General features: G+C 71.8%; 20 protein-coding genes. 4 read left to right on the top strand and 16 right to left on the bottom strand.

The window, feature by feature from the left end; genetic code table 11:
* Window positions 1-4: 4 nt before the first annotated feature.
* On the bottom strand, window positions 5-1,627 hold the full coding sequence (groL, locus tag ACJ73U_RS12675) for a chaperonin GroEL (protein WP_407777776.1): 1,623 nt from the start codon (window positions 1,625-1,627) through the stop codon (window positions 5-7).
* A gap of 180 nt (window positions 1,628-1,807) precedes the next feature.
* On the opposite strand from groL, the gene ACJ73U_RS12670 reads away from it, so the two are divergent.
* Window positions 1,808-2,428, top strand: a complete 621-nt coding sequence (locus ACJ73U_RS12670) for a TetR/AcrR family transcriptional regulator (RefSeq protein WP_407777775.1) — start codon at window positions 1,808-1,810, stop codon at window positions 2,426-2,428.
* Between the two features lie 284 nt (window positions 2,429-2,712).
* Here ACJ73U_RS12670 and ACJ73U_RS12665 read toward each other — a convergent pair whose 3' ends face one another.
* Window positions 2,713-3,582, bottom strand: coding sequence for an aldo/keto reductase (locus ACJ73U_RS12665; RefSeq protein ID WP_407777774.1), 870 nt, complete (start codon window positions 3,580-3,582; stop codon window positions 2,713-2,715).
* 78 nt (window positions 3,583-3,660) lie between these two features.
* On the opposite strand from ACJ73U_RS12665, the gene ACJ73U_RS12660 reads away from it, so the two are divergent.
* From ACJ73U_RS12660 to ACJ73U_RS12650, 3 genes are all read left to right on the top strand, one after another.
* Window positions 3,661-4,224 carry a TetR/AcrR family transcriptional regulator gene (locus ACJ73U_RS12660; RefSeq protein ID WP_407777773.1) on the top strand — a complete coding sequence of 188 codons (564 nt, stop codon included), beginning with the start codon at window positions 3,661-3,663 and terminating at the stop codon, window positions 4,222-4,224.
* A gap of 42 nt (window positions 4,225-4,266) precedes the next feature.
* Entirely contained in the window at window positions 4,267-4,833 is a 567-nt protein-coding gene (locus ACJ73U_RS12655; protein WP_407777772.1) for a DinB family protein, read from the top strand.
* A 107-nt stretch (window positions 4,834-4,940) separates the two neighbouring features.
* Window positions 4,941-5,594: a S1 family peptidase gene (locus ACJ73U_RS12650; RefSeq protein ID WP_407777771.1), complete on the top strand. Its 654-nt coding sequence runs from the start codon at window positions 4,941-4,943 to the stop codon at window positions 5,592-5,594.
* Here the strand turns inward: ACJ73U_RS12650 and ACJ73U_RS12645 are convergent.
* From ACJ73U_RS12645 to ACJ73U_RS12580, 14 genes are all read right to left on the bottom strand, one after another.
* Window positions 5,591-6,286: a BTAD domain-containing putative transcriptional regulator gene (locus tag ACJ73U_RS12645; protein WP_407777770.1), complete on the bottom strand. Its 696-nt coding sequence runs from the start codon at window positions 6,284-6,286 to the stop codon at window positions 5,591-5,593. The genes ACJ73U_RS12650 and ACJ73U_RS12645 overlap by 4 nt on opposite strands.
* Window positions 6,287-6,692: 406 nt before the next feature.
* Window positions 6,693-9,347 (bottom strand): VWA domain-containing protein, encoded by a 2,655-nt coding sequence (locus ACJ73U_RS12640; protein ID WP_407777769.1) that lies wholly within the window; start codon window positions 9,345-9,347, stop codon window positions 6,693-6,695.
* A 38-nt stretch (window positions 9,348-9,385) separates the two neighbouring features.
* The gene (locus ACJ73U_RS12635; protein WP_407777768.1) at window positions 9,386-11,371 is read right to left on the bottom strand and encodes a DUF6519 domain-containing protein; all 1,986 of its coding nucleotides are present in this window, start codon (window positions 11,369-11,371) and stop codon (window positions 9,386-9,388) included.
* 15 nt (window positions 11,372-11,386) lie between these two features.
* A complete protein-coding gene (locus ACJ73U_RS12630; RefSeq protein WP_407777767.1) occupies window positions 11,387-11,938 on the bottom strand; it encodes a hypothetical protein in 552 nt (183 codons plus the stop codon).
* Window positions 11,939-11,956: 18 nt separating this feature from the next.
* Window positions 11,957-15,934 carry a hypothetical protein gene (locus ACJ73U_RS12625; RefSeq protein WP_407777766.1) on the bottom strand — a complete coding sequence of 1,326 codons (3,978 nt, stop codon included), beginning with the start codon at window positions 15,932-15,934 and terminating at the stop codon, window positions 11,957-11,959.
* Entirely contained in the window at window positions 15,931-17,535 is a 1,605-nt protein-coding gene (locus tag ACJ73U_RS12620; protein WP_407777765.1) for a baseplate J/gp47 family protein, read from the bottom strand. Before ACJ73U_RS12620 ends, ACJ73U_RS12625 begins: the two co-directional genes overlap by 4 nt.
* A 7-nt stretch (window positions 17,536-17,542) precedes the next feature.
* A complete protein-coding gene (locus ACJ73U_RS12615) occupies window positions 17,543-17,908 on the bottom strand; it encodes a GPW/gp25 family protein (RefSeq protein ID WP_407777764.1) in 366 nt (121 codons plus the stop codon).
* An 8-nt stretch (window positions 17,909-17,916) separates the two neighbouring features.
* Entirely contained in the window at window positions 17,917-18,264 is a 348-nt protein-coding gene (locus ACJ73U_RS12610) for a hypothetical protein (RefSeq protein ID WP_407777763.1), read from the bottom strand.
* Window positions 18,264-19,121 carry a phage baseplate assembly protein V gene (locus ACJ73U_RS12605; RefSeq protein WP_407777762.1) on the bottom strand — a complete coding sequence of 286 codons (858 nt, stop codon included), beginning with the start codon at window positions 19,119-19,121 and terminating at the stop codon, window positions 18,264-18,266. Before ACJ73U_RS12605 ends, ACJ73U_RS12610 begins: the two co-directional genes overlap by 1 nt.
* 6 nt (window positions 19,122-19,127) lie before the next feature.
* Window positions 19,128-20,288 (bottom strand): hypothetical protein, encoded by a 1,161-nt coding sequence (locus ACJ73U_RS12600; protein WP_407777761.1) that lies wholly within the window; start codon window positions 20,286-20,288, stop codon window positions 19,128-19,130.
* A complete protein-coding gene (locus ACJ73U_RS12595) occupies window positions 20,288-20,605 on the bottom strand; it encodes a hypothetical protein (protein ID WP_407777760.1) in 318 nt (105 codons plus the stop codon). The genes ACJ73U_RS12600 and ACJ73U_RS12595 overlap by 1 nt, the downstream gene beginning before the upstream one ends.
* Window positions 20,606-20,618: 13 nt before the next feature.
* Window positions 20,619-21,356, bottom strand: a complete 738-nt coding sequence (locus ACJ73U_RS12590; RefSeq protein WP_407777759.1) for a hypothetical protein — start codon at window positions 21,354-21,356, stop codon at window positions 20,619-20,621.
* An 8-nt stretch (window positions 21,357-21,364) separates the two neighbouring features.
* Window positions 21,365-23,215: a hypothetical protein gene (locus ACJ73U_RS12585; RefSeq protein ID WP_407777758.1), complete on the bottom strand. Its 1,851-nt coding sequence runs from the start codon at window positions 23,213-23,215 to the stop codon at window positions 21,365-21,367.
* A complete protein-coding gene (locus tag ACJ73U_RS12580) occupies window positions 23,215-25,206 on the bottom strand; it encodes a hypothetical protein (RefSeq protein ID WP_407777757.1) in 1,992 nt (663 codons plus the stop codon). The genes ACJ73U_RS12585 and ACJ73U_RS12580 overlap by 1 nt, the downstream gene beginning before the upstream one ends.
* Window position 25,207: the final 1 nt, after the last annotated feature.

Genomic DNA, 25,207 nt, shown 5'->3' with positions numbered 1-25,207 from the left:
GGGCTCAGAAGTCCATGCCGCTCCCGTCCGGACCCGCCGGGGAGCCGTCCTTCTTCTCGGGCTTGTCCGCGACCACGGCTTCGGTGGTCAGGAACAGCGCGGCGATGGACGCGGCGTTCTGCAGGGCGGAGCGGGTGACCTTGGTCGGGTCGATGATGCCCGCGTCGACCAGGTTGCGGTACTCGCCGGTGGCGGCGTCCAGGCCCTCTCCCCACGGCAGGGTCCTGACCTTCTCCACCACCACACCGCCTTCCAGACCGGCGTTGACGGCGATCTGCTTCAGCGGCGCCTCCAGCGCGGCCCCGACGATGGCGGCACCGGTGGCCTCGTCGCCCGACAGGCCGAGTCCGCGCAGCGCGGCCGGACCCGCCTGGAGCAGCGCGACGCCGCCACCGGCGACGATGCCCTCCTCGACAGCGGCCTTGGCGTTGCGCACCGCGTCCTCGATACGGTGCTTGCGCTCCTTGAGCTCGACCTCGGTCGCCGCGCCCGCCTTGATCACGGCCACGCCACCAGCCAGCTTGGCCAACCGCTCCTGCAGCTTCTCCCGGTCGTAGTCCGAGTCCGACTTCTCGATCTCGGAACGGATCTGGTTGACCCGGCCCTGGATCTGCTCCGCATCACCCGCACCCTCGACGATCGTGGTCTCGTCCTTGGTCACCACGACCTTGCGCGCACGACCCAGCAGCGAGATGTCGGCGTTCTCCAGCTTCAGGCCCACGTCCTCGGAGATCACCGTGCCACCGGTCAGGATCGCGATGTCCTGCAGGATCGCCTTGCGACGGTCACCGAAGCCCGGCGCCTTCACCGCGACGGACCTGAACGTGGCCTTCAGCTTGTTCACGATCAGCGTGGCCAGCGCCTCGCCCTCCACGTCCTCGGCGATGACGACGAGTGGCCTGCCGGTCTCGATCACCTTCTCCAGCACCGGGAGCAGGTCCTTGGCCGAGGCGATCCTGGTGGTGGCGAACAGCAGGTACGGGTCCTCCAGCACGGCCTCCATCCGCTCGGAGTCCGTGACGAAGTGCGGCGCGACGTAGCCCTTGTCGAAGCGCATGCCCTCGGTCAGCTCCAGTTCGAGGCCCATCGCGTTGGACTCCTCGACCGTGATCACACCTTCGCGGCCGACCTTGTCCATGGCTTCCGCGATCAGCTCGCCGATCGTGGTGTCACCGGCGGAGATCGACGCGGTCGCCGCGATCTGCTCCTTGGTCTCGACCTCACGCGACGCCTTGTGCAGCTGCTCCGTCACGGCGGCGACCGCCTGCTCGATGCCGCGCTTCAGCGCTATCGGGTTGGCACCCGCCGCGACGTTGCGCAGGCCCTCGCGCACCAGCGCCTGGGCGAGCACGGTCGCGGTGGTGGTGCCGTCACCCGCGACATCGTCGGTCTTCTTGGCGACCTCCTTGACGAGCTCGGCCCCGATCTTCTCCCACGGGTCCTCGAGCTCGATCTCCTTGGCGATCGACACACCATCGTTGGTGATGGTGGGCGCGCCCCACTTCCTCTCGAGCACGACGTTGCGGCCGCCAGGCCCCAGCGTCACCTTCACCGCGTCGGCGAGGGCGTTCATGCCGCGTTCGAGCCCGCGGCGCGCGTCCTCCTGGAACGCGATCAACTTGGCCATTGTCGGTTCGTCCTCTCCTGGACTGTGTATGGAGTGGTCGGCACCGGCGCCCGCGACGGCCGGATCGCGTGATCCCCATCGGCACCGACCACGTGGCACTCGGGAGCGCCGAGCGCCAGAATACACAAAGTTGCGTGAACGCAAAATTGCGTGCGCGCAGGTTCCTGGTAGGCTCACTCCGTGCCCGACAGCTACGGACTGCGTGAACGCAAGAAGACCGCGACCAGAGAGGCCCTGAGCGCGGCCGCGCTCAGGCTCGCGCTGGAACGCGGTCCGCACAACGTGCGGGTGGACGACATCGCCGAGGCGGCGGGGGTGTCCCCCAGGACCTACAACAACTACTTCTCCAGCAGGGAGCAGGCGATCGTGGCGGCCATCACAGCCGAACGGGCAACGCGGGTAGCGGCAGCCGTACGCGCCCGCCCGGCCGACGAACCACTGGCCGAAGCCGTGACCAGGGCGGTGATCGAGACGTACACGAGCGAGCCGGCGAACGAGGCGATCACCCTGATCACGTCATCACCCCGGCTACGCGCGGAGTTCGTCGACGCGGTCTCCGCGATCGGCCAACCACTGGCCGAGGCCATCGGGGAACGCCTCGGCGGCGACGACACGCTCGTGCCGCGGACACTGGCAGCCGCGGTCTCGGCAGCGGCTCGCGTGGCGCTGGACCACTGGGTCCGTCCTGTCGGGATGGGGCTCGTCGTCGTCGACGGAAAACGTCCGCTTCCCGACCTGCTGCGCGAGGCCTTGGACGCCGTGGCACCCGCCCTGCGGGCGGCGGAGGAGACGTCGGACTGAGCCGAGACCGGGAAGGCTTCGCGTCGGCTCGCGTCGGCTCGGCTCGGGTCGGCTCGGGTCGGCTCGGGTCGGCTCGGGTCGGGTCGGGTTGTCGATGGTGGCGTTGGTGGGTGTGGCTGGTGTGGCTGGCGGCCTTCGGATCGCCTGCAACCACCGTGGCCGGCGAGCGAGCGCGGCGGGGTGACCAGCGGCCACCGCATGATCTGCAACCACCATGACCAGCAGCCCCACCAAGGCCGGCCGCCGGAGCCAGCAGCCGGATGGGGCGGGCGGGTGTCCGGGAGTCAGGCCGGGGTGATGTCGTCGAGGGTGGCCATCGTGGGTGGGTCGAGGTGGAGGTTGGCCGCGGCGAGGTTCTCGTCGAGGTGGAGCGGGTTGGTCGTGCCGGGGATGAGGAGGGTGTTCGCGTAGCCGGTCAGCAGCCAGGCCAGGCTGACCTGGGCGGGGGTCGCGTTCAACTGGTTGGCCACGGCGATCACGGCCGGGTGTTCGGTGGTCTTCGGGAGTTGGGGGAAGGCCGAGCCCAGCGGGATGAACGGCACCCAGGGGATGTCGTGCTCGCGGCACACGTCGAGCACCGGTTCGGTGGCGCGGTCCAGCAGGTTGTACGCGTTCTGCACGCAGGCTATGCCGGCCGGCAGTGCGCTTCGCAGTTGGTCGGCGTCGACGTTGCTCAGGCCGATGCCGCCGATCTTGCCCTCGTCGCGGAGGGCGGTCAGTTCGGCCAGTTGGCTGTCCAGGTCGACGACCTGGTCGCCCTCCGCGATGATGCCCGGTGGAAAGTCCGCGCGGCGCAGGTTGACCACGGCCAGCGACTCGACGTCCAGGCTGGCCAGGTTCGCCTCCACCGTGGCGCGCAGTTGCTCGGGCCGCTGCGCCGTGACCAGTTCGCGCTCGTGCACCGCACCCACCTTGCTCACCAGCGCCAGGCCGTCCGGGTACGGGTGGAGGGCGGCCCGGATCAGGGCATTGGCTTCGCCGTAGAACTCGGCCGTGTCGATGTGGTTGACGCCCTGGTCGACCGCGTGGCGCAGCACCGCGATCGCGTTCTCGCGTGTGGTGGCGGGTAGTTGCATGGCGCCGAAGCCGACTCGGGCCACCTGGTGGGCGGCCAACCGGGCCGTGCCGCCGGGGGCGTTGTGGGTGGTCGTCATGGTGGTGCCTCTCTGCCATAATCGGAGGGTCCTCCGGTTGATGCGAGGCTAACAGAAACGGAGGTGCCTCCGGTACCCATGGGTGACGAGAAGCCTGGGCGCGTGGACGCCCAACGCAATCGGCTGCGTCTGGTGGCGGTGGCCCGGGAGGCGTTCGCCGCCTCCGGGGAGAAGGTCACGTTGGAGGCGATCGCCCGGGCGGCCGGGGTGGGGATCGGGACGTTGTACCGGCACTTCCCCACCCGGGAGGCCCTGGTCGAGGCGGTGTACCGGGCCGAGCTGGGCAAGCTCTGCGACAGCGCCGCCGAGCTGTTGGCACAGCACGGCCCCACCAACGCGTTGCGGGCGTGGATGGATCGGTTCGCCGACTACGTGGCCGCCAAGCGGGACATGGCCGACACCCTCCGCGCGATGATCGCCGCGGGCACGATCACCTCGTCGCAGGCGCGGGTGCGGCTGGCGGAGGCCGTCCAGACGATGCTCGACGCGGGCGCGGAGGCCGGCACCATCCGGTCCGACGTGCGGGCGGAGGACGTGGTCGCGAGCCTCGTGGGGGTCTTCCTCGCCTGCGGGTCGCCCGAGCAACGCGCCCAGGCCGGCCGGATGCTCGACCTACTCGTGGCGGGGCTCGTCGCCCGGTAGGCCGCCGTGCGGACACCGCGGGGCGGCTTCTACTGTCCGGGCGTGCACGGACTTGATGCGGAGCGGGTCAAGCAGGACCTGCTCGACACCGCGGACTTCGTCTTCCGGCGGCTTCGGGACCGCCTCGACGGGCTCACCGACGACGAGTACTTCTGGGAGCCGGTGGGCGGGTGCTGGTCGGTGCGGTCGGTGGGGGACGGCACGTTCCGCAGCGACGGGTCGGCGCGGCCACCCACGCCACCGCCCTTCACCACCGTCGCCTGGCGGGTGTGTCATCTCATCGGGCTGCTCGCCGGGGAGCGGAACGCGACGTGGCTGGGGGGTGCGCCGGCCGGCCGGTTGGACCGCGACGGTGAGCCCGGCACCGCCGACGACGCGCTTCGGCGGCTCGACGACGCGTTCGCGTTGTTCCGGACGCACCTCGCGGCCACCGAGGCGGCCGAGCTGACCGCGACCATGGGAGCCGTCGCCGGGTACTACGCCACCAGCACCCGATTCGCGTTCGTGCTTCACGAGCTGGACGAGCTGATTCACCATGGAGCTGAGGTGGCGATGCTCCGGGACCTCTATCGGGCGACCTCGGCGGCCGAGCCGCTCCGCCAGGCTTGACGGACGGAGGTGGTGACAGGTACCGCGCGGCGACCACGGTGCCGCCGGTTGAACACAGCTACTCGTTACTCGACGCGACAGTCGGTCTCGGCCACTGGAGGAATGCCATGAAAGTCCTGTCCCGACTTCTTTCCGCGGCCGCTGCCGCGGCTGTCTGCCTGGTCCTGGCCGGGACGACCACCGCGGCGGCGGATCCGACCAGTCTGGAGGGCGGGACCCGGCTGTACGTCGCGGGACCGTGGCTCTGCACGGCCGCGTTCAACGTGCGGCTCGGCACGGTCGGGTTCATGGTGATGCCCGGCGACTGCGGCGAGGTGGGCGACTCCGTCGACGGGCCGGGCCACGTACCCATCGGCGTCGTGACCGCGAAGACGCAGAACTCCACTCTCGACGTGATCCTGGTGCGGGTCAACAACACCGAGGACTGGCAGCAGGGCCCGTGGGTGTCCGGGCAGGGCGGTCCCACCGTGACGATCACCGGGTCCACCGCGGCGCCGATCGGCGCGCAGGTACGCATGTCCGGCCCCGCCAGCGGGACCAGGACGGGTGTGGTCAGTGCACGCAACGCGACCATCAACACGGCCGAGGGACCGCTCAACGGCCTGACCAGGACCAGCATCTGCGCCGCCGCCGGCGATCTCGGCGCGCCGGTGTACGCGGGCGGGCAGGCGCAGGGCTACGTCATCGGCGGGTCGGCGTGCCAGACCTACATCCTGCCGATCAACCCGGTGCTCGCCGCGTACCAGCTCCAGCTCTTCTAGACCATTCGCACCAGTGCCTGGCCGGGAAGCATGGCGGTGAACTCCGGGGACGGTTCGATGCCCAGCTCCCCCAGCAGCAACGTGCGGAAGCCGCGGTAGTGGCGGACCGCCTCGGCCACGTTGTTCTCGGCCAGGTGCACCGCCACCACCGCGCGGTGGGCGCTCTCCCGCAGGGGGTCCACGCGGACGGTCTCCAGGGCCACGTCCAGTGCCGGCGCGAACTGGCGGTTCGCGGTGAACCGGGCGGACAGGATCTCCAGGACGTGCAGCCGCACCTGGCGCAGGCGCTCCCGTTCGAGCAGCACCCAGTCCTCGTACCAGCCGGGCAGCAGCTCGCCGGCCGCCAGCACCTGCTCGCGTTCCTCCTCACCGTGGTCGCGGCCCGCGTTGATCGTCGCCGCGGCGGTGGTGAAGGACCCGACGTCGGTGCGGATCACCGGGGACAGCGAAAGCGTGTCGGCGTGCGTGGTCATCAGCCGCAGGCCGCCGCGGTTCAGGCGCCAGATCGTGGATCGGAGGCTGCCCAGCGCGTGCTCGTCGGTCACCTCCGCCCACAGCGTGCCCGCGGCCAGCGACCGGCTCACCTGCCCCCGCACGCCGAGGAACGCGAGCAGCCGCTGTCCCGCGGCCGGCACGGCCACGCGCATGCCGTTCCGTGCCAGTTGGAATCCACCCAGTAACCGAATGCGCATTTCCTCCACCGGCTCAGCCACGGTAGAAGAATTCGACGGAGCGTCCGCGTACCGGAACACCATACCCCCCACACCGAAGAACGAACAGGAAAAGCAGGCCCCGGCTTCCAGTCAATCTCCCCGAAACAATTCTTCTTCGGTTGAAACTTCGATGTCAACGGCCTTATCACTTTCGCCCCGCTGTTCGCACCATGGGGCATCCCAGCCCGCACACAAGGCGACCCGCCACCGGCCTAACACCGGTGGCGGGTCGCGAAGGAGCTGGACCAGGGCCTGCCCCCGTGGACCTTTGCGCGAGGTCCGCACCCGCTCAACAGCTACCTCAGGGGAACGTGACGGCACCCGGCCACGATCCACCTCGGCACCGGCACCTTCGCCGGCACGCAACCCCGTGCGGGGAGGCGGGCTAGACGAGGATCCAGGCGGGAATCGTGATCTGCGGCAGCAGGACGCCGGCGGCCTCCACCTGCACGGTCGGGTGCTGGCCGAGGCGGTACAGCACCACGCGCTGGTAGCTGCCGTCGGTGAACACCGGCGCCGGGTCGCCGTTGTGGACGTGCTCGAACTCGCCGCCCTTGAGCGCCCAGAACACCAGGTTGTCCCTGCCCGGGCCGAGCCGCTCGTGCCGGACGTCCTGCGGGGTCACGCTCACCCGCACCGCACGCAGCTTGCTCGGGTGGTTGTGGATCGGGTCCAGCTTCACCTTGCTGGCCCTCGGATCCACCTTGACCGAGGCCAGCGTGGAGATCGTCAGGCTCCGTGCGAAGGCGTTGCCCTCGGTGTCCGTGCCCTCGACGGTGAGGTTCCAGGTGTAGCGGCCCTCCTTCCAGACCCTGGCGAAGGTGTTGGTGTAGTTGCCGTCGTTGTCGACGTCGTGCAGATCCTCGGTGCCGTCGATGAACAGGCCCTTCGGCTCCTCGTGGGGCCAGTGCCGCCACTCGTGGCGCCGCATCGTCTCGCCGATCATCTGGCCGAGCAGCGGTGGCACGTCCACCCCGCCCTTGCCCTGCCACGGCTGGAAGTCCGACCCGAGACCGGACAGCGCCTCGCCGGTGCCCACCGCCGGCGCCACCAGTTCCGCGTGGACCGTGGCGCCGAGGATCGGCTGGTCGTTGTGGCGGACGCGGACGGTCAGGTTCATCTCGTCGCCGGTCTGGTAGTCCGCCTTGTCGAGCACCACGTCCGCCTTGACGTGCAGGTCCTCGTACGCCAGCACCTGGTCGGCCGGCATCGACACGGCCTTGCCGTCGGCGTCGAGGTGCGTGACGCGCCACTGCGTGGGCTTGCCCGCCACCTTCTGGAAGTCCGGCACCCAGCCGACCTGGTACTCCTCGGTACTGATCGTCTTCACGACCGGCCCGACCTGGACGTTCCAGTTGCCGTTGGTGAAGCTCTCCACCCTGATGCTGTGCCCGGTGGGGAACCCGCCCAGCACCGCGAAGAGCAGCCGGTCCGCGGACGCGTTCACGGGCCTGATGTAGACGGCGAGGTCCGTCACGTCGGCCGTCCGGGTCGTCGGCACCTTGTCGACCTCCTGCGAGAAGTGCAGGATGTCGCCGAACGCGCTGGCGAGGTTCCGCGCGTCGGTGACGGGCACGTAGGCGTGGGGACCCGCCAGGGCGGCCAGCACCAGGTCGTCGACCTGGGCGCCGAGCGGGATGACGAACTGGCGCCCGGTCTCGGCGAGCTTGTCGCGGATCTTCTTCTGGTCCGCCGTCAGCTCGTTGCCCGTGTACGCCCGGATGTGGTTGCCCACCGTGCTGGGGTCGGTCGGGCCGACGAACACCGTGCCCGCGTTGGCGATGCCGTCGGTGAGCAGGGCGAGTGTCATGCTCCGGTCGGTCGTGCCGCCGCCCGTGGCCAGCAGGTCGAGGCCAGCGACCAGGCCGTCGCCGATCGGCGTGTTCGTGTCTGGTGCCTCGAAGTTCACCGTGGCCGGGTTGAGGACGTCGTCCTTCGCCTGGGCGAGCGCGGTGAGCCCCATGATCGTCTTCACCTTGGGCGACACCGGGAGCTGGTGGTATCCCCCGTCGTCGGTGAACGTGACGATGCCGATCTTGTCATCGGCGTTCACGTCCTCGCGGAGCGCGAAGAGCAGGTGCGTGAACATCTTCGTGGCGAGCTTCGCGTTGTCGTACCGGGTGGGCGGGCCGTCGCCGTTCATGCTGCCGGACCGGTCGAGCACGAAGACGACGTGCTGCGGCTGGGCCTTGATGGTCAGCTCCGGCCGGTCGTCGTCCTCGACCCGGTTGTCCAGGAACGGCGTGCCGCCCGAGTCACCGAAGGTGGTGCGCAGCTTCAACCTGATCGGCACCGGCTCGTAGACACCCGGCAGCAGCGGTGACTTGTCGTCATCGGGGTTGGGGCCGGTGTCGGTGGTGTTGACGGTGGTCGTGATCGGGAAGCTGGTGATCGCGATGTCGCCCTGGAAGTCCCAGACGTAGTGCGGCGTCCAGTCGGCACCCGCCGGCGGGGTCGGGCCGATGATCGAGCCGGCGTCCGCGCCGTTCGCGGTCAGGGTGAGCTTGACCTGCTCGAACGCGGACGGGGTCGCGGGCGGCTGCGCGGGGCTGGCGTACTTCGCCTGCGGGTCGCACGCGAGGTAGTTCAGCGTGAAGTTGTTGTTGCTCGGCGTGCCGAGCTGCAGGTTCCACGAGTGCCGGGCGGTGGGCACCTTCGCGCGCAGCTCGCACTGCTGGTTGATGGCGCCGAGCGTCTTGCTGGTGATCGTGCAGGTGAGCTGCCTGGTCTGGGCGTCGACGTCGGATGTCTGGATGGCGACCTGGAAGTCACCGACCTCGGTCCCCGCGCCGATGCCGAGCAGGTTCAGCTCGCCACCCGCGACGCCGACGAGCGTGAACGTGACGGGAAGGCCGTCGTCCTCGAGGGCCTTCGGATAGGTGAGGTTGAAGAAACGCCCCTCGAAAACGCCGGCGTTGATTTTCAGCCCGAAACTGCTGATGAACGCCTTCGAGCTCTCGATGACGAAGTTCATCGACCCCGGATGGCCGGGCGTCGTCACCGGCGCGGTTTCGACCACGCTGGGTTGTGCTGTAGACATCAATGCCCCTCTTTTGTTTTTCGGTGTTCGGTGGTGGCCTAGATGGCGGTGATGACGCGTTTCGCGTACAGGTCGAAGTTGCCCTGGATGGCCCGGTCGCTCATCCAGAACACCCAGATGCCCGAGCCGGGCACGAACAGCGCGTGCGGGCGGATGTCGCTGGCGGCGTGCGGGCTGACCCGCTGCGCCTGGCTCCAGTCCGACGAGCCCGCGTTGCGCCGGCGCATGACGATCTCCCCCTGGGCGCCGGTCACCGTGCGGCTGGAGAACAGGAAGATGTTGCCCTCGGTGTCCTGCACGGCGACCGGGTTGGTCTCGTTCTCGTCGGTGCCCGGGATGACGGAGATCGCCGGCGCGGCCGACGTGCCGTTCGTGTAGGCCGCGACGCGCAGCCCTTTCGGCGAGTTGTTCAGGTCGCTGTAGAACACCTGCGCCTCGAGGGTGCTCACCGCCAGCACGAACGGCGTGAAGGTGGACCCGCCGGCCGCGGGGCCGACGGCGCTGATCGTGTTCGCGTCGGTGCCGGCGTTGGTCGGGTTGAGACGGACCACCTGGATGTTCACGCCGTCCCCGAACGCCGTCCACACCACCGTGCCGCCGGCCGCGGCGTGGAAGTCGCGCGTGGTGGGCACGACCGTCGACAGCTGCTGGAGCGCGGTGTCCGGGAAGCTGTCCGTGAGGTACTTGTAGCGGCGGAAGACCCAGTGGGGGTTCGACGAGGTCTGCTGGTAGGTGAAGAACACGACCGTGTCACCGATGACCACGACGTGCGCCGAGTCGTCGGACACCCCACCCGTGTTCGCGACGTCCTGCGGGGAGCCCGCCGGCGAGAGCCCGGCGAACGTCGAGGCCCGGCGCATGACGACGTTCGTGTTGGTGTTGCCCGTCGCGCCGTTCTGGTAGGCGAGCAGGATCCCGGCGCCGGGCAGCGCCACCGCGGTCGGCTCGATCGACTGGTCGCTCGCGGTGGCGCCGTTCGTGATCAGCTTGGCGTCGAAGTTCAGGTCCGGCCGGGCCAGGTCGAGCCGGGCACCCATGATCTGCTTCGAGCCGCCGTTGCCGCGCGGCGCCTCCCAGAACACGATCAGGCCGCCCGCGGGGTCCACCAGGACGGCGCGCTTCAACGCGTCCGTGTTGGCGCCCGGGGACACCGAGATGTCCGAGGTGGTCGGCACCCGGCCGGCGAGCAGGCTGTTGATCGCGTCGCGCAGGCTGATCGCGGGCCGGCCACCGCCGCGCCGGTAGGCGAGCGGGTCGAAGTTCCCGTCGGCGGCGAGACCGACCGTGTCCGCGAGCAGATGCGCGGGCGGCACCAGCAGCCGCCGCTCCCGCCGGTCGGTGAGGTCCGCCGCGGCCACGGCGGCGACGCCGTTGTGGCGGGCCAGCGTGGCGAGCTGGTAGTAGCCGTGCCCGGCGACGGCCTCTGCCGGGGTCGGCATGGCGGCGCCGACCCGGACCACCCACTCGCGCCTGGTGCGGGCGCAGGTCTCCACGCCGAGTCCGGCACGCACCAGCTCGGGCGCCTCGTCGGCGGTGACCAGCCGTTCCCACATGTCGAGGTAGACCACGAGCGTGCCGTCGGCGGTGGGGTTGGCCAGCTTGGTCACCACGGGCACACCCCACTTCGCCGCCAGGGCGGCCGCGCCCGTCTTGTTCTCGTGCAGGGCCTGGTCGGTGAACCTCAGGTCCCTGTCGATGATCACGTCGAGACCGTCCAGCACGAGCCGGCCGACGTTGCGCAGTCCGGTCTCGACGACCGGGTTGTTCGCCGGCGGGGCGGCCGCGCCGACGCTGACCAGGAAGTCGTTGTCCGCGGACCCGGAGGTGACCGGGGCGATCCGGAACCCGTCGTTGCCCTCGGGCACGCCGTCGCCCACGAACCACTTGAGGAACGCGCGCAGCTCGAACTTGCGGACGTCGTCCAGCTCGTTCATGTCCGCGTCGACGATCGGCACACCCTGCTGGAGGCGGACGTTCACGTACCGCTTCAGCGGGTCGAAGCTGCTGGGCGTCATCGTTGCCATGGGGGCACTCCTCGCTCAGAACGTCAGCCAGATCGTCCGCTCGAGCGTGCTCGCGGGATCCTTGGCGATGACGGGATGGGTCACGTAGTTGATCAGGATGGTGGCGTCGGCGAGCCTGGCGACCAGGCCGAACTCACGCAGGTTGCCGGTGGGGTGGAAGCTGTCCGGCCAGGTCGGCTGCTGGTTGCCGAGGTTCGCCTGGATCTGCAGCTTGTTGGTCGGTGCGCCGGACACCGTGCCGCCGTCGAGGAAGTCGATGGTGACCTTGTTGCCCGCGTCGCCCGGGGTGTAGGGCAGCGTGAACGGGTGCGGGTCGACGAGCGCGGTCTGGCCGCTGGTCGCGGGTGGCGGCCCGGTGGTGTCCCACGCGTCGAGCCCGGCGCCGACCTGCAGCCCCAGCAGGCCGTCGGTGGCCGGGCCGCCACGCATGAACGCGGCCAGGAGCCTGCGGCAGTCGCCGACGATGGCGTTGTTCTTCCAGCCGCGGTCCCAGACGACCGCGCCGTCCGGGGCACGCAGCACGTCGCGGTACTCGCCGCGCAGAGCAAGCGTCGGCCGCTCTGTCATGGTGGATCTCCTCGATGCTCAGCGGAACGGTGGCCACCAGCTGCGCCGCCGCGGCGTGGTGAGGTGGGTGGGGTCGGCGGTGGTGCTTTCGGCGTCGGTGGACAGGAACACCAGCCAGCCGCGCGGCACGACCGCGGTCTCGTCGGTCAGGCCCTGGTAGCGCTCGGCCAGCGGGAACTTGTCGCGGTAGGCGTCGGTGGGTGGCGGGATCACCTCGTCCAGCTCGCCGGAGCGCAGCACCACGACCGCGCGCAGGTTCACCGGCAGGAACCGTTGCAGCAGCTGCTTGAGGCGGTCGGCGTCCCGGCGCACCAGCGGCCGGCCGGTGGGGCCGCGCTCGACGTAGAGGCCGATCGTGCCCGGGGTGTACAGCTCGTCGGGGGCGAGTGGGCCGCCGTCCGGTTGCTGGGGCGTGTAGTCGAGCAGGTCGCCGAAGTGCCCCCGGCCGCGGTTGCGGTCGAGGTCGGCGGGGGCCGCGGTGACCGAGCCCGCGAAGCGCCGGATGGCCGCCTCCTCCGGCGCGCGGCGGCTGTCGTCCGCGCCGGTCTCCCCCGGGATCCCGCCGCCGAGCCGGCCGAGCGCGACGTTGCGGTCGCTGCGGAACAGCAGCAGCTCGACACCGTCCGGCAGCACGACCGGCGCAGGACTGGTGTCCGCGGCCGGACCCACCAGCGTGACCACCGGCGCGGCGTCCGCACCGGAGACGTCCACCGTGTACATCCCGAGGCCGCCGCCGCGGTTGGACCGGAAGTACACCCGCGTGCCGCCGCCGGGCAGCGGGGTGATCGCCGGCTCGGCGTCGGTGGCGCCGTCGGTCACGTCGACCGGCTCGGACCAGGCCGGGGCGGGCCAGTCGAACCGGCGCAGCCGCAGGCGCCTGCGGTCGGTCTCGTCGCCCGCCGCCTGGACCTGCGACCAGGCCAGCCACAGCCGGTCGCCGTCGCGCAGGACGTGCGGGTCGCGCTCGGACACGCCGTCGAGGGCGAACCGCATCGGCGCGGACCACGGGCCGTGCAGGCTCCGCACGGTGTTGCCGGGCAGGCCGTCCGCGGTGGTGAGCCGGCGCCAGCCCTCGCTCCCCCGGCGGCCGAGGCCGGCCGTCGTACCCGCCCAGACCACGCCGTCGGGGGTGACCGTCACCGCCGTGATGTCGGCGGAGGGCAGGCCGTCCGCGGTCGAGTACAGGTGCGCGGTGCGGGCCGAACGCAACTCGACCACGCCGGCCGCGGTGGCGGCCCAGACGGTGTCGTCCCGCGTGGGGTCCACGGCGACGGCCCGGACGTCGTCGGCGGCCGCGCCGAGGCCGAGCGCGGCCAGGCCGATCGCGGTGACCTGGCCGTCGATCCGCGTCAGGCCGGCGGAGGTGGCCACCCAGACCCCGTCTGCGGCCGGCGCGACGTGCCGGCTGCCCGCGGTCGTCAGCGTGGTCCAGGCCCCGGCGGCCAGCCGGGAGACACCGGCGGCGGTCGCGAACCAGACCGCCCCGTGGGAGTCGACCGCGACGTGCCGGACGTCCGGGCTCGCCAGGTTGGCCGTCTCGGTGCGCCACGTGCCGTTGGGGAGCCGGGCGCTCGCACCGGTGGGGTGCGCGAACCAGACCGTCCCGTCCGGCGCGACCGCGACCGCGCGCACGTCGTCGCTGGCGAGGCCGTTGCTCGTGGACGCCCTTGTCAGCGCCGTGATCGCGCCGTCCGGCCGGCGTAGGGCGGCACCCGCTGCGGTGGCGTACCAGGTGGACCCGTCCGCGTCGACGGCGACGCCGCGGACGTCGGTGGCGGGTAGGCCCGTGGTGAGCGCGGACCACGTGCCGTCGGGGGCCAGCACGCCGAGGCCGGTCGCGGTCGGCACGAGCAGCCGGCCGTCCCAGCGGGCCCGCGTGAGCCGCCAGGAGCCGCCGGCGTGGGTCGTCCACACGAGACGGACTGCGCCGCTGGGATCGACCGCCGCCGTGCAGTCGGCGTGCCGGCCGACCGGTACCGAGGTGACCGGCGCCGACGGGCCCCAGGCGACCTCGGCGTCCCAGCCGCCGCTGCCGAGGAGCCCGCGGTCTCCGAAGCCGAGCACGCGGGCGGCCGACGAGGCGGGCAGGTCCACGCGCAACGCCACCCCCGGCCCGGCCGCGGTGGTGCGCAACACGAGCGAACCGTCCGGTGCCGTGGTCGCGCCCACGCCGGTGAGCTGGGCGTTGACGGCCTGCGCGACCTCCTGCCCCGTCGCATCGGCGAGTGTCGCGTAGTCGGCGGCCCGCACCAGGAACGTCTCGGCGCGGCCGTAGCCGGTGAGCGCGAGCCGGGTGCCGACGACGAGTGCGAACGGGCCGCCGAACTCGCCCCGCAGCTGGGCCGGTGCCAACGGCTTCGGCACACCCGTGCGCCAGCGCAGCTCCGCGCGGTCCGTGCCCGGGTTCTCCACCCACGCCAGCCACAGGTCGCCGCCCGGCAGCGCCACGACCGCCGGGTCGGCCTGCGGCGCCACCGGCCGCGCCTCGACCGGCCGCGTGTCCTGCCAGCGGCCCCGCAGGTACGCCTTCACCCGCAGGCGCGGCAGGATCTCGCCGGGCCCGACCGTGGTCGCGTGCGCCACCCACAGCCGTTCCGCGGCGTCGACGACCGTGGCGAGCCGGCCGCGCGGCGCCCCGTCCAGGGACACCAGGCTGGCCTCCGACGCGGCCACCTCGACCCGGGAGTCCTTGCCCTGCAAGGGTGAGCTGAGCCGGACCGCACCGCCGGCGACGTCCGCGACCACCACGCCGGCCACCCGGTTGACCACGACGGCCACCTCGCCGGCACTCGCCCGGCCGATGTCGGCGAAGTCCGCCGTGCCGAAGGTGACCGTGGCCGGCAGTCCGCCGTCGGCGGCGACCGTCACGCTCATCCCCGGGCGCAACGCGAACGGCTCGGCGACCGAACCGGTGAGCGCCGCGGCCGTGGTGTCCGTGCCCACCGCGACGTCACCCGGCGCGGCGAACCCCAGCACCGGCGCCGCGTCGTCCGCACCCCACCAGGTGCCGTCGCGGCGCACCGACGCGAACAGGTTCCGCTGCGGGGCGGCGTTCGTCCGGACGATGTGCTGGGCGAACTCGGCGACCCGCGTGGACCAGCCGGTGTAGTGGTCGACGACACTGCGCAGGCCCGGGATGCTGCCGACCGCGCCGTAGAGCCGGGGCGCGGTGGTGATCTCGTTGCGCTGCCGCGCGACGTCGCCCTCGATGGTCAGGTCCCAGCCGATCCACCGCGCCAGCAGCGGGAGGAACTTGCTGTCCACGTCGGACGCGCTGCGCAGCGAGCGCAACCCGTCGGCCGAGCTGAGCATCGCGTCCACGGCGGCGCCGAACGTGTCCATGAACCGGCGCAGCTGCCCGCCCGCGGTGTTCGCCTCGGGCAGCAACCCGGTGCCGGCGTCCGGCAACCGGGTGACCGTGTCGTGCCGGCGGTAGACCTCGGGGATCAGCTCGTAGAGCGTGCGGTGGTTGCCGTGCACCTCGCCGGGGGTCGCGGTGATGCGGAAGCGGTCGCGCTCCGGGCCGTCCGGCAGCGCCGGGCTGTCCAGCTGGTAGTAGTACGGGACACCGGGTTCGAGGTCCCCGCCGGGGCCGCCGACGTCGAGCAGTTCGACCTCGCGGCGCAGCATCACGCGGTCCGCGGCGAAGACCGTCCGCTCGGTGCGGCGCAGGACCTCGCGCGGTCCGGCGGCGGTCAGCTCGGCGACCGTGACCGTCTGCTCCCGGATCCGCACCGCGCCGTCGGTGCGGTCGCGGTCGGGCAGGTCGGCCACGGCCAGCGTGGCCGACGGCACCGGCGGGAACGTCGCGCTGTCGTAGACGAGGTACGGGTCGCGCGAGGTCGGTGGCGGGAACTCGAAGTCGCGCCGCTTGCGCCGGATCACGACCGACGGCCAGTCGGCCGTGGTCTCCCCCGCCGCCGGCACGAACGCCCAGCGCAGCAGCACGCGCCGGCCGATCAGGTCGGCGCTCGCCGCGAAGGAATCGATGATCATGGACCCGTCCTGACCCGCACGTCGAGCCGCCCGATGGCGGGGATCTCGAACTCGCCGATGTCGATGCGCCCGTCACCGGAGACGTCCACGGACACCGCGTCCCGCAGGAACGCCGGCAGCTGGGCCAGCGGCGGCAGGTTGAACCGCGCCAGCTCCGCCTCCAGGTCCAGCGCGGGCCGGTCCTGGCGGCGGAAGCGGCCGACGGTCGCGCCGAGCACGCCGTCCACCGACTCCGCGGCGGCGAACACGTCGCTCTGGAACAGCGTGTGCCCGAAGTCGACGGTGTCGAACGCGAGCAGCCCGGCGACGGCCTTCTCCACGCCGGCGACCACCGCGTCGGCCACGAACCGCTCGTCGACGACCAGTTCGACGGAGATGTCGATCGCGACGGCCTGCGCGTCCAGGACGCGGACGAGCGTGCCGGCCATCCGCTTGTCCTCGAAGTACCCGAGCAGCCGGTTGCGCAGTGCCTCGGGGATCGGGCGCAGCGTGTCCCCGGTGGGCGCGACGAACAGGTCGATCTGGTTCCAGGACAGGCTGCGGGCCCGGACCTTCGCGACCGTGCCGGTGCGTTGCGCGAGCGCGACGTAGTCGCTGGCGGTCACCGCGCGGTTGGTGGAGCGGAAGGCGAACGGCGCGTACCGGATCGCGTGGTCCGAGCGTTCCGCGTCGCCGCCGCCGGCCGCCGCGCCCGGGTTCACGACCGAACGCAGCGACGGGACCTGCGTGGTGGCCGAGGTGATCGTGCCGGCCGCGACGTTGCCGGCGGCGCCGCGGCAGGTGCGGTAGCCCGCGCGCACGTTGCCGGTGCCGACCGGCGGGCGGCGGCCGGCCCCGAACACGACGTGGGCGGTGCCGGTGCCGTCGAACAGCAGCTGGTAGGTGCGGGCCTCGGGGTGCGCGAACACCGCGCGCCCGTCCGGCGCGATGTCGAACAGCAGGCTGTCGCGGCGGTCCCAGGTCACCCAGCCGGCGCCCTCGTGCACCTCGACCACGACCGAGTCGACGACCACGGCCTGGTCGGGCAGGCGGAAGGTCTGGTTGGGCTCACCGGTGGACGAGCCGAGCACCACCGGGTCGACGACGTGGCTCTGCTCCACCGGCAGGCCGTCGTACCGCACGACCGGCCTGCCCTCGTCGTCGACGCCCGGCCGGAGCTGGTCGGACAGCAGGACGAGGTCGAGCTTCGGACCGAGGTAGGTGAACTCGACCGCCGCGCCGTCGTCGGTCTTCGTGGTGGCGAACCGGGCGCCGTGCGGGAGGCTCACCGTCTGCGGGCCGGCCGGCAGCGGGAAGGTGAGCATCAGGTCGGCGACGGCCGGGGTGGCCGGGGACAGCTCGTAGCCGATCAGCCGGAGCAGGTCGACCACACTGGTGCGTTCGGTCGCCGTGCTGGGGAAGAGCTCGCTCGCGATCCGGTCCTGGTAGTACAGGACGACGTCACCGACGTAGGCGAACAGGTCGACCATCAGCATGCCGAGGTCGGCCGGGGACTGGTCCGTCCACTCGGGCAGCCGCTGCTGCGCGAGCCGCAGCATGGCCTCCCGCAGCGAGCGGAAGTCCTTGTCGGTGTAGTCGATCGCGGGTACCGGAGTGGTCATGGGTGCCTCACACCAACGGGATGATCATCTCGGCGGCCACCGGGCGGTCCGAGTGCACGTAGCCGAGGACCAGGCGCAGCTCGCCGTCGCTGCGGTCGACGGTGGCGCGGGTGACGATCACCCGGCGCTCCCAGCGCACGACGGCCTCGTGGGCCTGTTTGCGGAGCAGGTCGGCGGTGACGTCGTCGTCCGGTTCGTGCACCAGCGCGTTGATGCGGGTGCCGAACTCGCGCAGCATCGGGCGTTCGCCCAGCCGGGTGCCGAGCAGCACCCGGAGGTCGTCGCGGATCTTGTCGGGGCCCTCGGTCATCGCGACGCCGCCGGTCCGCTGGTCGATCCGGAACGGGAAGGCCGATCCTCGTGGCTCGGTCATGCGGTCTCCTAGTCGAGCGGGCACGCGGGCAACGCGGGCGGTTGGGGCAGGGGCGGGAGCTGCGGGAGGGCCGGTAGCCCGGGCACTGCCACGGACGGGATCGGGATGGCCGGCACCGCGGGCGCGGGGATCCCGGGCAGGTCCGGTATGGACAGTTGCGGAAGTGCCGGCAGCTGAGGGATCTCGGGCAGGCCCGGCGGCGACGGGAGTGGGATGTCGGGGATCTTCGGCGCCGGCAGGCCCGGGAGGTCCGGCAGGGACAGTTGCGGAAGTGCCGGCAGCTGTGGGATCTCCGGGAGCCCGGGTGGGGTCGGGAGCGGGATGTCCGGGAACGGCGGGAAGTTGCAGCGGCTCATCACTTCACCACCACGGAGCTGGTGAGGTGCGTGCCGGGCACCAGCTTCATCGGCCCCAGAGCCGGGGAGGTGCTGGAGGTGCCGACGGCGGTCCCGGCGACCGCGCCGGCCGGGCAGGTCCCGGTGACCGTGAGGCCGGCGATCGGATGGGTGTGGTTGAGCACCGCGTCCCACAGCGCGTTGAACGCGTTGGCCAGGATCGTCGGCTCGGCGGCGCCGTTGCCCAGGGCGACCGTGGTGGCGTTGAGGATCACCTTGGCCGCGCTGATGTGCACGGTGTCGTCCACCACGTTGACGACCGTCCCCTTGGGATTGACGAGCGCGGTGCCCTTCTCCCCCATGGCGAGGTGGTTGCCGTGTGCCTCGACGAGCGTCGCCTTCTCGTTCTCCGCGTCCAGGTGCAGGTGCGAGCCCTTCGGGTTGGCGAGCAGGACGCTGCCGTTGTGGTCGATCTGGACGAACGCGTCCGTGGCGTGGCGGATGAGGATCTGCTCCTCGCCGTCGGTGTCGACGATCTCGATCGTGTGGCCGGCGGCCGTCTGGATCACGCGGTGCTCCGGCGGGGACACCCGCGCCTCGACCGGCGCGGCCCCGTCCGGGTACCAGACGCCGACCCACAGCGGGCTCGCGATGTCGCCCGCCTCGAACTCGACCCACACGTCCGTGCCGACCGGCGGCACGTAGAAGTGCCCGTACGGCAGGCAGGGCGCGGCCGGCACCGGGGTCGCGTCGCCGAACACCGACGGCACGATCACCATCAGGGTGCCGCGGAACTTCTCGTCCGCGTTGTCGGCGACCTTGCCGCGGTACTTGCCGTAGTAGCGGCCGACATGCCGGCCCAGTTCGTCGCTCAGCACGCTGCCTCACATGGTCGCCGTGAACTTGCTGAAGTAGCTGGACCTGGTGCGGTTGTTGATCCGCTCGCGCGTGTAGACGTGGTTGACCTTGGTGACGTACCAGGCGCCCTCGGCCCACGGCGCGACGCCGCTGATCCGCACCCGCGACTTGGCCCGCAGGTGCACCGTGCCGCTGGCCACGCCCCGGCCGGACAGCCCCAGCTTCCTGGTCGGGTCGGGCACCACGCGTGCCGCGTCCGCGCCCGGGTCGGCCGCCGCGCCGGCCACCTGCTCGGTCGGCTGCTGGAGGCGGTCGTTGGTGGCGGCGGCCAGCTCGGTCAACGCCTCCAGGGCGGCGCGCCTGCCCGCGCCGAGGTCGCGGTCGCGGCTCGTGGCCGGCGCCGGCACGGCCGGCCGGGGTGGGGCGGCGGGTGCGGGTGCGGTGACCACCTGGCCGGACGCCGGGTCGATGGTGCTGGCGCCACGCAGGGGAAGCGCGCCGGAGCTGATCCGCTCGTAGTCGAACTCGATCAGCTCGCCGGTGCCGCGGCAGTACCGCAGCTCACCGAACGGCTCCGCGGTCCCGACCTTGGCGACGGGCACGAAGTAGAACTTGGACGCGTCCTTGCCGTCGAACTCGACGAACGCGAGGCAGTTCTGCCGCCTCGCCAGGTCGAGCACGAACTCCCAGTCGTTGACGTTGGCCTGCCGCAGCGGGTGCGCCTCGTCGAACCGCAGGTCCTCGGTCGGCTCGATCTGCTTCGCGACGATCCGGTTCCCGGTCCGCTCCACAATGGACTTGAGCACCTCGGACAGGCGCTCGCCGTTGTGCCACACCATCGGCGGGTTCGGCGTGTGCCGGGCCATGCGGTTGGTGAAGTCCAGCGCGGTCAGCTCGATCTTCTGGCCACCCGGCGCGGCGATCACCCGCGAGCCGATGATCTCGCCCTCGAAGATGGTCGCCGGCTCCGCCTGCCAACCCATGGTGAGCCGCACCTCGAGGCCCTCGAAGGAGGCGTCGGCGAGTACCCCGGTGTTGTCGTCCAGCACGATCGTGGCCTTGTCGGTCAACCGGTCGTGGTCCTCGACGTCGACCGACTGCACCGGCGGCGACACCTCCCGCCAGTCGCGCCCGTCCGCGCTCACCCTCAGCAGGGCGACCGCGGTCTCGTCCGCGGGCCCACTCATCAGAACACCCGCTCGCGGTCGAGCACGGCGGACGCGCCGCCGGCCGGGATCGCCTCGACGTCGCCGGGGCGCAGGCTCAGCGGGAAGCGGGCCGGGTTCGCGTCGGCGATCCGCCACCACACCTCGCTGTTGCCGTAGAAGCGCCACGCCAGGTACTCGACGCCCTCCACACCCGTGACCTGGTGCTGGTAGTCGACCGCGTCGGCGGGCGGTGGCGTGTACCGGCGGATGGCCACGGTCGGGTGCACGACCCCGTTCGCGTCGGTCGCGTCGTAGGTGTCCAGGCCCCGGTACCGGGAGGTGATCCCCACTGTCATCGCGTTCCCCCTGTCACGAGAAGATGGTCTGGACCAGTCCGGCGCCGGGCACGGACTGCACCCAGTCCTCGCCGGTGAGCTGGCCGAAGGACTTGCCGACCTCGACCAGGCGGCCGATCACGTCGAGCGAGGTGGAGATCGACTGGGTCTGCTCGTTGAGCGTCAGGCTCACCTCGGCGCGTTCCGGCGTGAGGTCGGGCTTGAACTTGGTGACCTTGATGTTGAGGTCGGTCATCACGCAGTCGAGGTCGACGTCGCCGATCTTCAGCGTGCACAGCGGCGGCCGGGTCGGCGGGCAGAACTTCTTCTGCCCGGTGAACCAGGCCAGCACGTCGCTGATCGGGTCCCAGGACGGGTTCATGAACGAGCGCAGCACGGCCAGGCTCGGCTCGATCCGTCCACCGAACCGCTCGTCGCCCTCGACCGGGGTGCCGGGTTCGGTGATGTCGGGCAGGTTCCGCGCGTCCAGGGCGAAGTCGAGCGCGAACGTGCGTGGCTTGCCGGCATCCGCCTCCAGCGCCTTCGTGCCGACCAGCAGGCTGCCGAACTCCTTGAGATCGTCCAGCGCGCCGAAGACCTTGCCGAAGCCGCTCGCGGCGGAGGTCCGGTCGAACTCCCACTTGCCGAAGTTCTGCGTCTCCCGGTAGCCGTAGCTCTTCTTCTCCGACAGCAGCTCCGGGTTGAACTGGAACTTGAAGATCAGCGGCGGGACGTTGAGCAGGTTGGCCAGGTAGCCGGTCTTGCGGTTCATGGCGTCTCCTAGATCGGGAAGGGCAGCCGGCTGCCGCCGCCGCGCTGGTCGTAGTCGAACCACATGCGGGCGAGCCGCTCCATGTCGTCGCGGTCGGCCGGCACGGGGAAGTCGCCGGGACCCTGCGGCGGCGCCGGTTGCGGCGCCTGCTGAACGGGTTCTCGCGCCGGGCCCTCGATGTCGATGACCACCTCGTCGATCTGCACGGTGGCCCGCGGCCGGACCATCCCGCTCTCGGCGATGCGGGCCGGGATCCCGGCCCGGCCCTCGGCGCTGCTGAAGTGTTCGGTTATCTTGCCCAGCAACGTGTTCAGCCCACCGCCGGTCAGCCAGCCCTCGTACGCGGTGGCGATGGCCTCCAGCCCGGTCTCGGGTCGGACCCGCTCACCGACGACGAGGTTCTCGGCGAGCGCGGTGGACTGCGCACGCACGGACGCGAGGTGCCGCCCCAGCGTGGTGTCGGACAGCCGCGCCTCCTCGGCGGCGGCCGCGTCCAGCCTGCCCGCGACGCCGCGCAGGCCGTTCTTCGCGTCGTCGGCGAGGATCCGCAGTCCGTCCGAGACGACCTGCTGCATCCGGTCCAGCGGGCCGGTGGCGCGGCCCGTCAGCGCGGGGTCGCTCAGGATGGCGCGGAAGTCGGGCATCGGCGGTGGGATGGCCGGCCTGCCCGCCCCGGTGGCGGCGGGTGTCACCGGCGCCAGGAACGGCAGCTTCGCGGCGTCCTGCAACATCTTGAACTCGACCGGCCGCTCGGTGGCCATCTGCTTGTCCGTCGCCAGCTCGAAGATCGGCGGCAGGATGGCCGGCAGGATCCGGATGACGTGGGTGATCACGCGGAACACCCGCAGGTCGGCGAGGTTGCGCAGTACGACGTCGACGGTCGGCACCAGCCAGTTCAGCAGCTCGTCCACGGTCTTCTTGACCGCGCCGCCGAGCACCGCGCCGAGGTCGAACACCGCGAGCAGCGCCTCGCGCACCGTGTCGAACAGCGCCGAGACGATCCCGTCCACAGTGGACTGCAGGATGCCGATCACGGTGGCGCCCATCCTGGCCACCATGGCGAGGGTGTCGAACGCCGTCACCAACACCGTGCCGCGCAACAGGAGCGCGTTGCGCAACGCGAACCGCAGGAACTCCGCGACCGCCAGCCGCAGGTCGCCGAGCCGGGAGATCAGCCACGAGACCGAGCCGATCACCAGCGGCAGCGCGATGATCAGCCCGTCCACGAGCCGGGCGGTCGCGGACAGCGTCACCGTGGCGCTGTCCAGCATCCGCAGCCAGGACGCGCCCTGCGGTGTGCTCGGCAGGTTCGACGTGGCCGCGGCCTGCTCGGGTTTCCCGCCGGCGGCCAGGAAGAGTCCGGTGAGCCCGTCCACGGCGGACCTGATGGCGGCCAGCTGGGTGACCAGGTCCGAGCCGCCGACGGGCGCACCGCGCTCGTCCGTCCTGGCCGGCGGCGGCGCGGCGTCGATGCTGAGCAGCTCCAGGATGTGCTGCACCTTCTCGGCGATGGCGTGGATCGTCGGCAGCGCGCCGATGATCGACAGGGTGCCGACCGTGCCGCCGACCGCACCCCCGACGAGGTTGCCCACCAGGCGGCCCGCACCGCCGAGCAGCCCCTCGATGAAGCTCCCGAACCCGGCGCCCGGCGCGAGGTCGGAGATGTTGACCACGTGCACCTTGAGCGCGCCGTCGAACAGCGGCGGTTCGCCGAACTTCGGTCCGGCGGCGATCACCGAGGTGAACGTGAACGTGGCGTAGGTCGAGGTGGCCCGCTCGATGTCCTCCAGCGCCCGGCGCGCGAACCGGGTCTGCGTGAGCAGCAGGCCCAGTTGCGTGATCAGCTCCTCCTCACCCATCAGTCACCTCCGATCGCGGCCAGGCCGGCGAGTTTTCGTTGCCCTGTCTCGTAGGCGTCGCGCACCGCACCGGCGAACCGGTCGGCGACGGCGTCGGCGAACTCCTCGTCCAGCTCGGTGCCGACGCCGCCGTGCAGCGTCAGCCGGGGCAGCGCGACCTTGCCGAGCGTCGCGCGCCTGCGCAGGATGTGCGGGGACGTCGGTGTCAGCTCCGCGGTGAGCTCGGTGCCCTCGGCCAGGGTTGCCCGCCAGTGCGCGGCCAGCTCCGCCACGTAGCCGGGGATGACCTCGCCGACGAGCAGGAACCCGCCGGTGGCCAGCCAGGACTCCAACGCGCGCGCGACCGCCTCCTCGGGCCGCTCGCGGCGCTCGGCGGCCACCTCGGGCCCGAACACCGTGTCGGCCAGGCGGTCCGACTGCTCGGCGACCCGCGCCAGGCGGGTGTCCACCGTGGCCGACCGGGTGGCCTCCGTCGCGAACTCACCGGCCAGGTCGGTGAAGGCGCGTGCGGTCCGGTTCAGCGCGGTGCCCACGCCGGTGCGCAGTGCCCGCTCGATCCGCTCGACCCCGCCGACGACTCCCGCGCGCGTCGGGGCACCGAAGAACGTCTCGCCGAGGTTCGGGAAGTCGGAGTGGAACACCAGCGGCGCGGCCTCGGGCAGCCGCGGGATGGCGTCGGTCGGGCCGCCACTCACGAACAGCTCCCGCACCAGCCACCGCGCACTGGCGACCGCGCGGAGGCCGCGCTCGACGTAGTCGCCGGCCACCCAGCGGACCACCCTGTTCTCGTGGGCCTTGCGCAGGGCGCCCTCGAACTTGTCGATGAGCCAGTTCAGCCGGGCCTGCAGCGTCCGGTTCACCCCGGTGCCGTCGTCGTCGAGCAGGTTGTCCAGGGAGACGTTGATGCTGTGTTCGGTCACCCAGCCCAGCGCCGAACTGCCGATCCTGGTCAGCTCGAACCCGGTGACGGCCTGGAGCAGGGTCGGCAGCCAGCGCACCAGGTCGACCACGTCGCCGAGGAACTCCGTCAGCCCGTGGATGAAGTCCCGCACGCCGACGGCCAGCTCGGTGGCGAACACGCGGAGGAACCTCAGCTCGAAGGTCACGTGGGCGGCGATGACGTAGTGCGCGCCGCTGATCAGGTGCGTGCCCCGGTCGGCGAGCCGGGTCAGCCCGCCGAACACCGCCTCGAACGCGGCGGCGCGGAAGTCGAGCACGTGCTGTTCGATGGCGGACAGCTCACCGAGGACCACCAGCTCCAGCCACGGCACCAGGCCGGTCACCAGGTCCTCGATGAGCCCCGGCAGCGTGCCGATGACGACGATGCCCGCGACCACCTCGTACGCGAGCGCGTCCATGGTCTCGGCCATGCTCCGGGTGCTCGCCGCCGCGCCGCCGTCCGGCGCCGCCGGCACGGGCAGGGCCATGCCGAGCACCCCCGTGGTGGCGGCCAGCTGTTCGGTGAGCCGCTGGAGCTCCCCGCTCCGCCTGCTCGCCTCGGCCAGCGCGCGGAAGCCGAGCGCGGCGAGTCCGAAGAGGTCGGACGCGGTGCGCCGGTTGGGGTCGAACATCTGCGGACCGGCCTTCTCGAACCGGACGAGCGAGGCCTCGACCTCCCTGAGCGCGCTGTCGGCGCCGGTCAGGAACCGGGCGATCGCGGTCTCCTGGCTGTCACCGCGCAACGGCGCCGTGGCCAGGGCGAGCCCGTCGAGGAAGTCGTGGCCGCCCGCCGCGAGCCCCTGGCCGACCGAGAGCGGCGGGGTCGCGAGCGTGAGCAGGGCGCGCTGGTTCGGCGGCAGCACGAGGCTGACGGCGCCGTCGTAGAAGCGCACGATCGGGAACCCGCCGGTCGCCCGGTCCACCAGGCGGGCGGCGTCGCGGCGGCGGCCCAGCGCCTTCTCCAGGCTCTTCTGCGCGGTGACCGCGTTCTTCAGCTGTGCGGCGAAGGCCACGGCGAACCGTGCCGCGATCGCGGCGAAGTCGATGGGCATG

The organism is Actinophytocola sp. (assembly GCF_045807065.1).
Lineage (GTDB): Bacteria > Actinomycetota > Actinomycetes > Mycobacteriales > Pseudonocardiaceae > Actinophytocola.
This window is presented reverse-complemented; position numbering and strand designations above follow the sequence as displayed.

Bases quoted from the DNA above. Each gene is read 5' to 3' on its own strand.
- groL (WP_407777776.1), bottom strand. From the start codon at position 1,627: ATGGCCAAGTTGATCGCGTTCCAGGAGGACGCGCGCCGCGGGCTCGAA.
- ACJ73U_RS12665 (WP_407777774.1), bottom strand. From the start codon at position 3,582: ATGACGACCACCCACAACGCCCCCGGCGGCACGGCCCGGTTGGCCGCC.
- ACJ73U_RS12660 (WP_407777773.1), top strand. From the start codon at position 3,661: ATGGGTGACGAGAAGCCTGGGCGCGTGGACGCCCAACGCAATCGGCTG.
- ACJ73U_RS12650 (WP_407777771.1), top strand. From the start codon at position 4,941: ATGAAAGTCCTGTCCCGACTTCTTTCCGCGGCCGCTGCCGCGGCTGTC.
- ACJ73U_RS12645 (WP_407777770.1), bottom strand. From the start codon at position 6,286: ATGCGCATTCGGTTACTGGGTGGATTCCAACTGGCACGGAACGGCATG.
- ACJ73U_RS12640 (WP_407777769.1), bottom strand. From the start codon at position 9,347: ATGTCTACAGCACAACCCAGCGTGGTCGAAACCGCGCCGGTGACGACG.
- ACJ73U_RS12635 (WP_407777768.1), bottom strand. From the start codon at position 11,371: ATGGCAACGATGACGCCCAGCAGCTTCGACCCGCTGAAGCGGTACGTG.
- ACJ73U_RS12630 (WP_407777767.1), bottom strand. From the start codon at position 11,938: ATGACAGAGCGGCCGACGCTTGCTCTGCGCGGCGAGTACCGCGACGTG.
- ACJ73U_RS12625 (WP_407777766.1), bottom strand. From the start codon at position 15,934: ATGATCATCGATTCCTTCGCGGCGAGCGCCGACCTGATCGGCCGGCGC.
- ACJ73U_RS12620 (WP_407777765.1), bottom strand. From the start codon at position 17,535: ATGACCACTCCGGTACCCGCGATCGACTACACCGACAAGGACTTCCGC.
- ACJ73U_RS12615 (WP_407777764.1), bottom strand. From the start codon at position 17,908: ATGACCGAGCCACGAGGATCGGCCTTCCCGTTCCGGATCGACCAGCGG.
- ACJ73U_RS12610 (WP_407777763.1), bottom strand. From the start codon at position 18,264: ATGAGCCGCTGCAACTTCCCGCCGTTCCCGGACATCCCGCTCCCGACC.
- ACJ73U_RS12600 (WP_407777761.1), bottom strand. From the start codon at position 20,288: ATGAGTGGGCCCGCGGACGAGACCGCGGTCGCCCTGCTGAGGGTGAGC.
- ACJ73U_RS12595 (WP_407777760.1), bottom strand. From the start codon at position 20,605: ATGACAGTGGGGATCACCTCCCGGTACCGGGGCCTGGACACCTACGAC.
- ACJ73U_RS12590 (WP_407777759.1), bottom strand. From the start codon at position 21,356: ATGAACCGCAAGACCGGCTACCTGGCCAACCTGCTCAACGTCCCGCCG.
- ACJ73U_RS12585 (WP_407777758.1), bottom strand. From the start codon at position 23,215: ATGGGTGAGGAGGAGCTGATCACGCAACTGGGCCTGCTGCTCACGCAG.
- ACJ73U_RS12580 (WP_407777757.1), bottom strand. From the start codon at position 25,206: ATGCCCATCGACTTCGCCGCGATCGCGGCACGGTTCGCCGTGGCCTTC.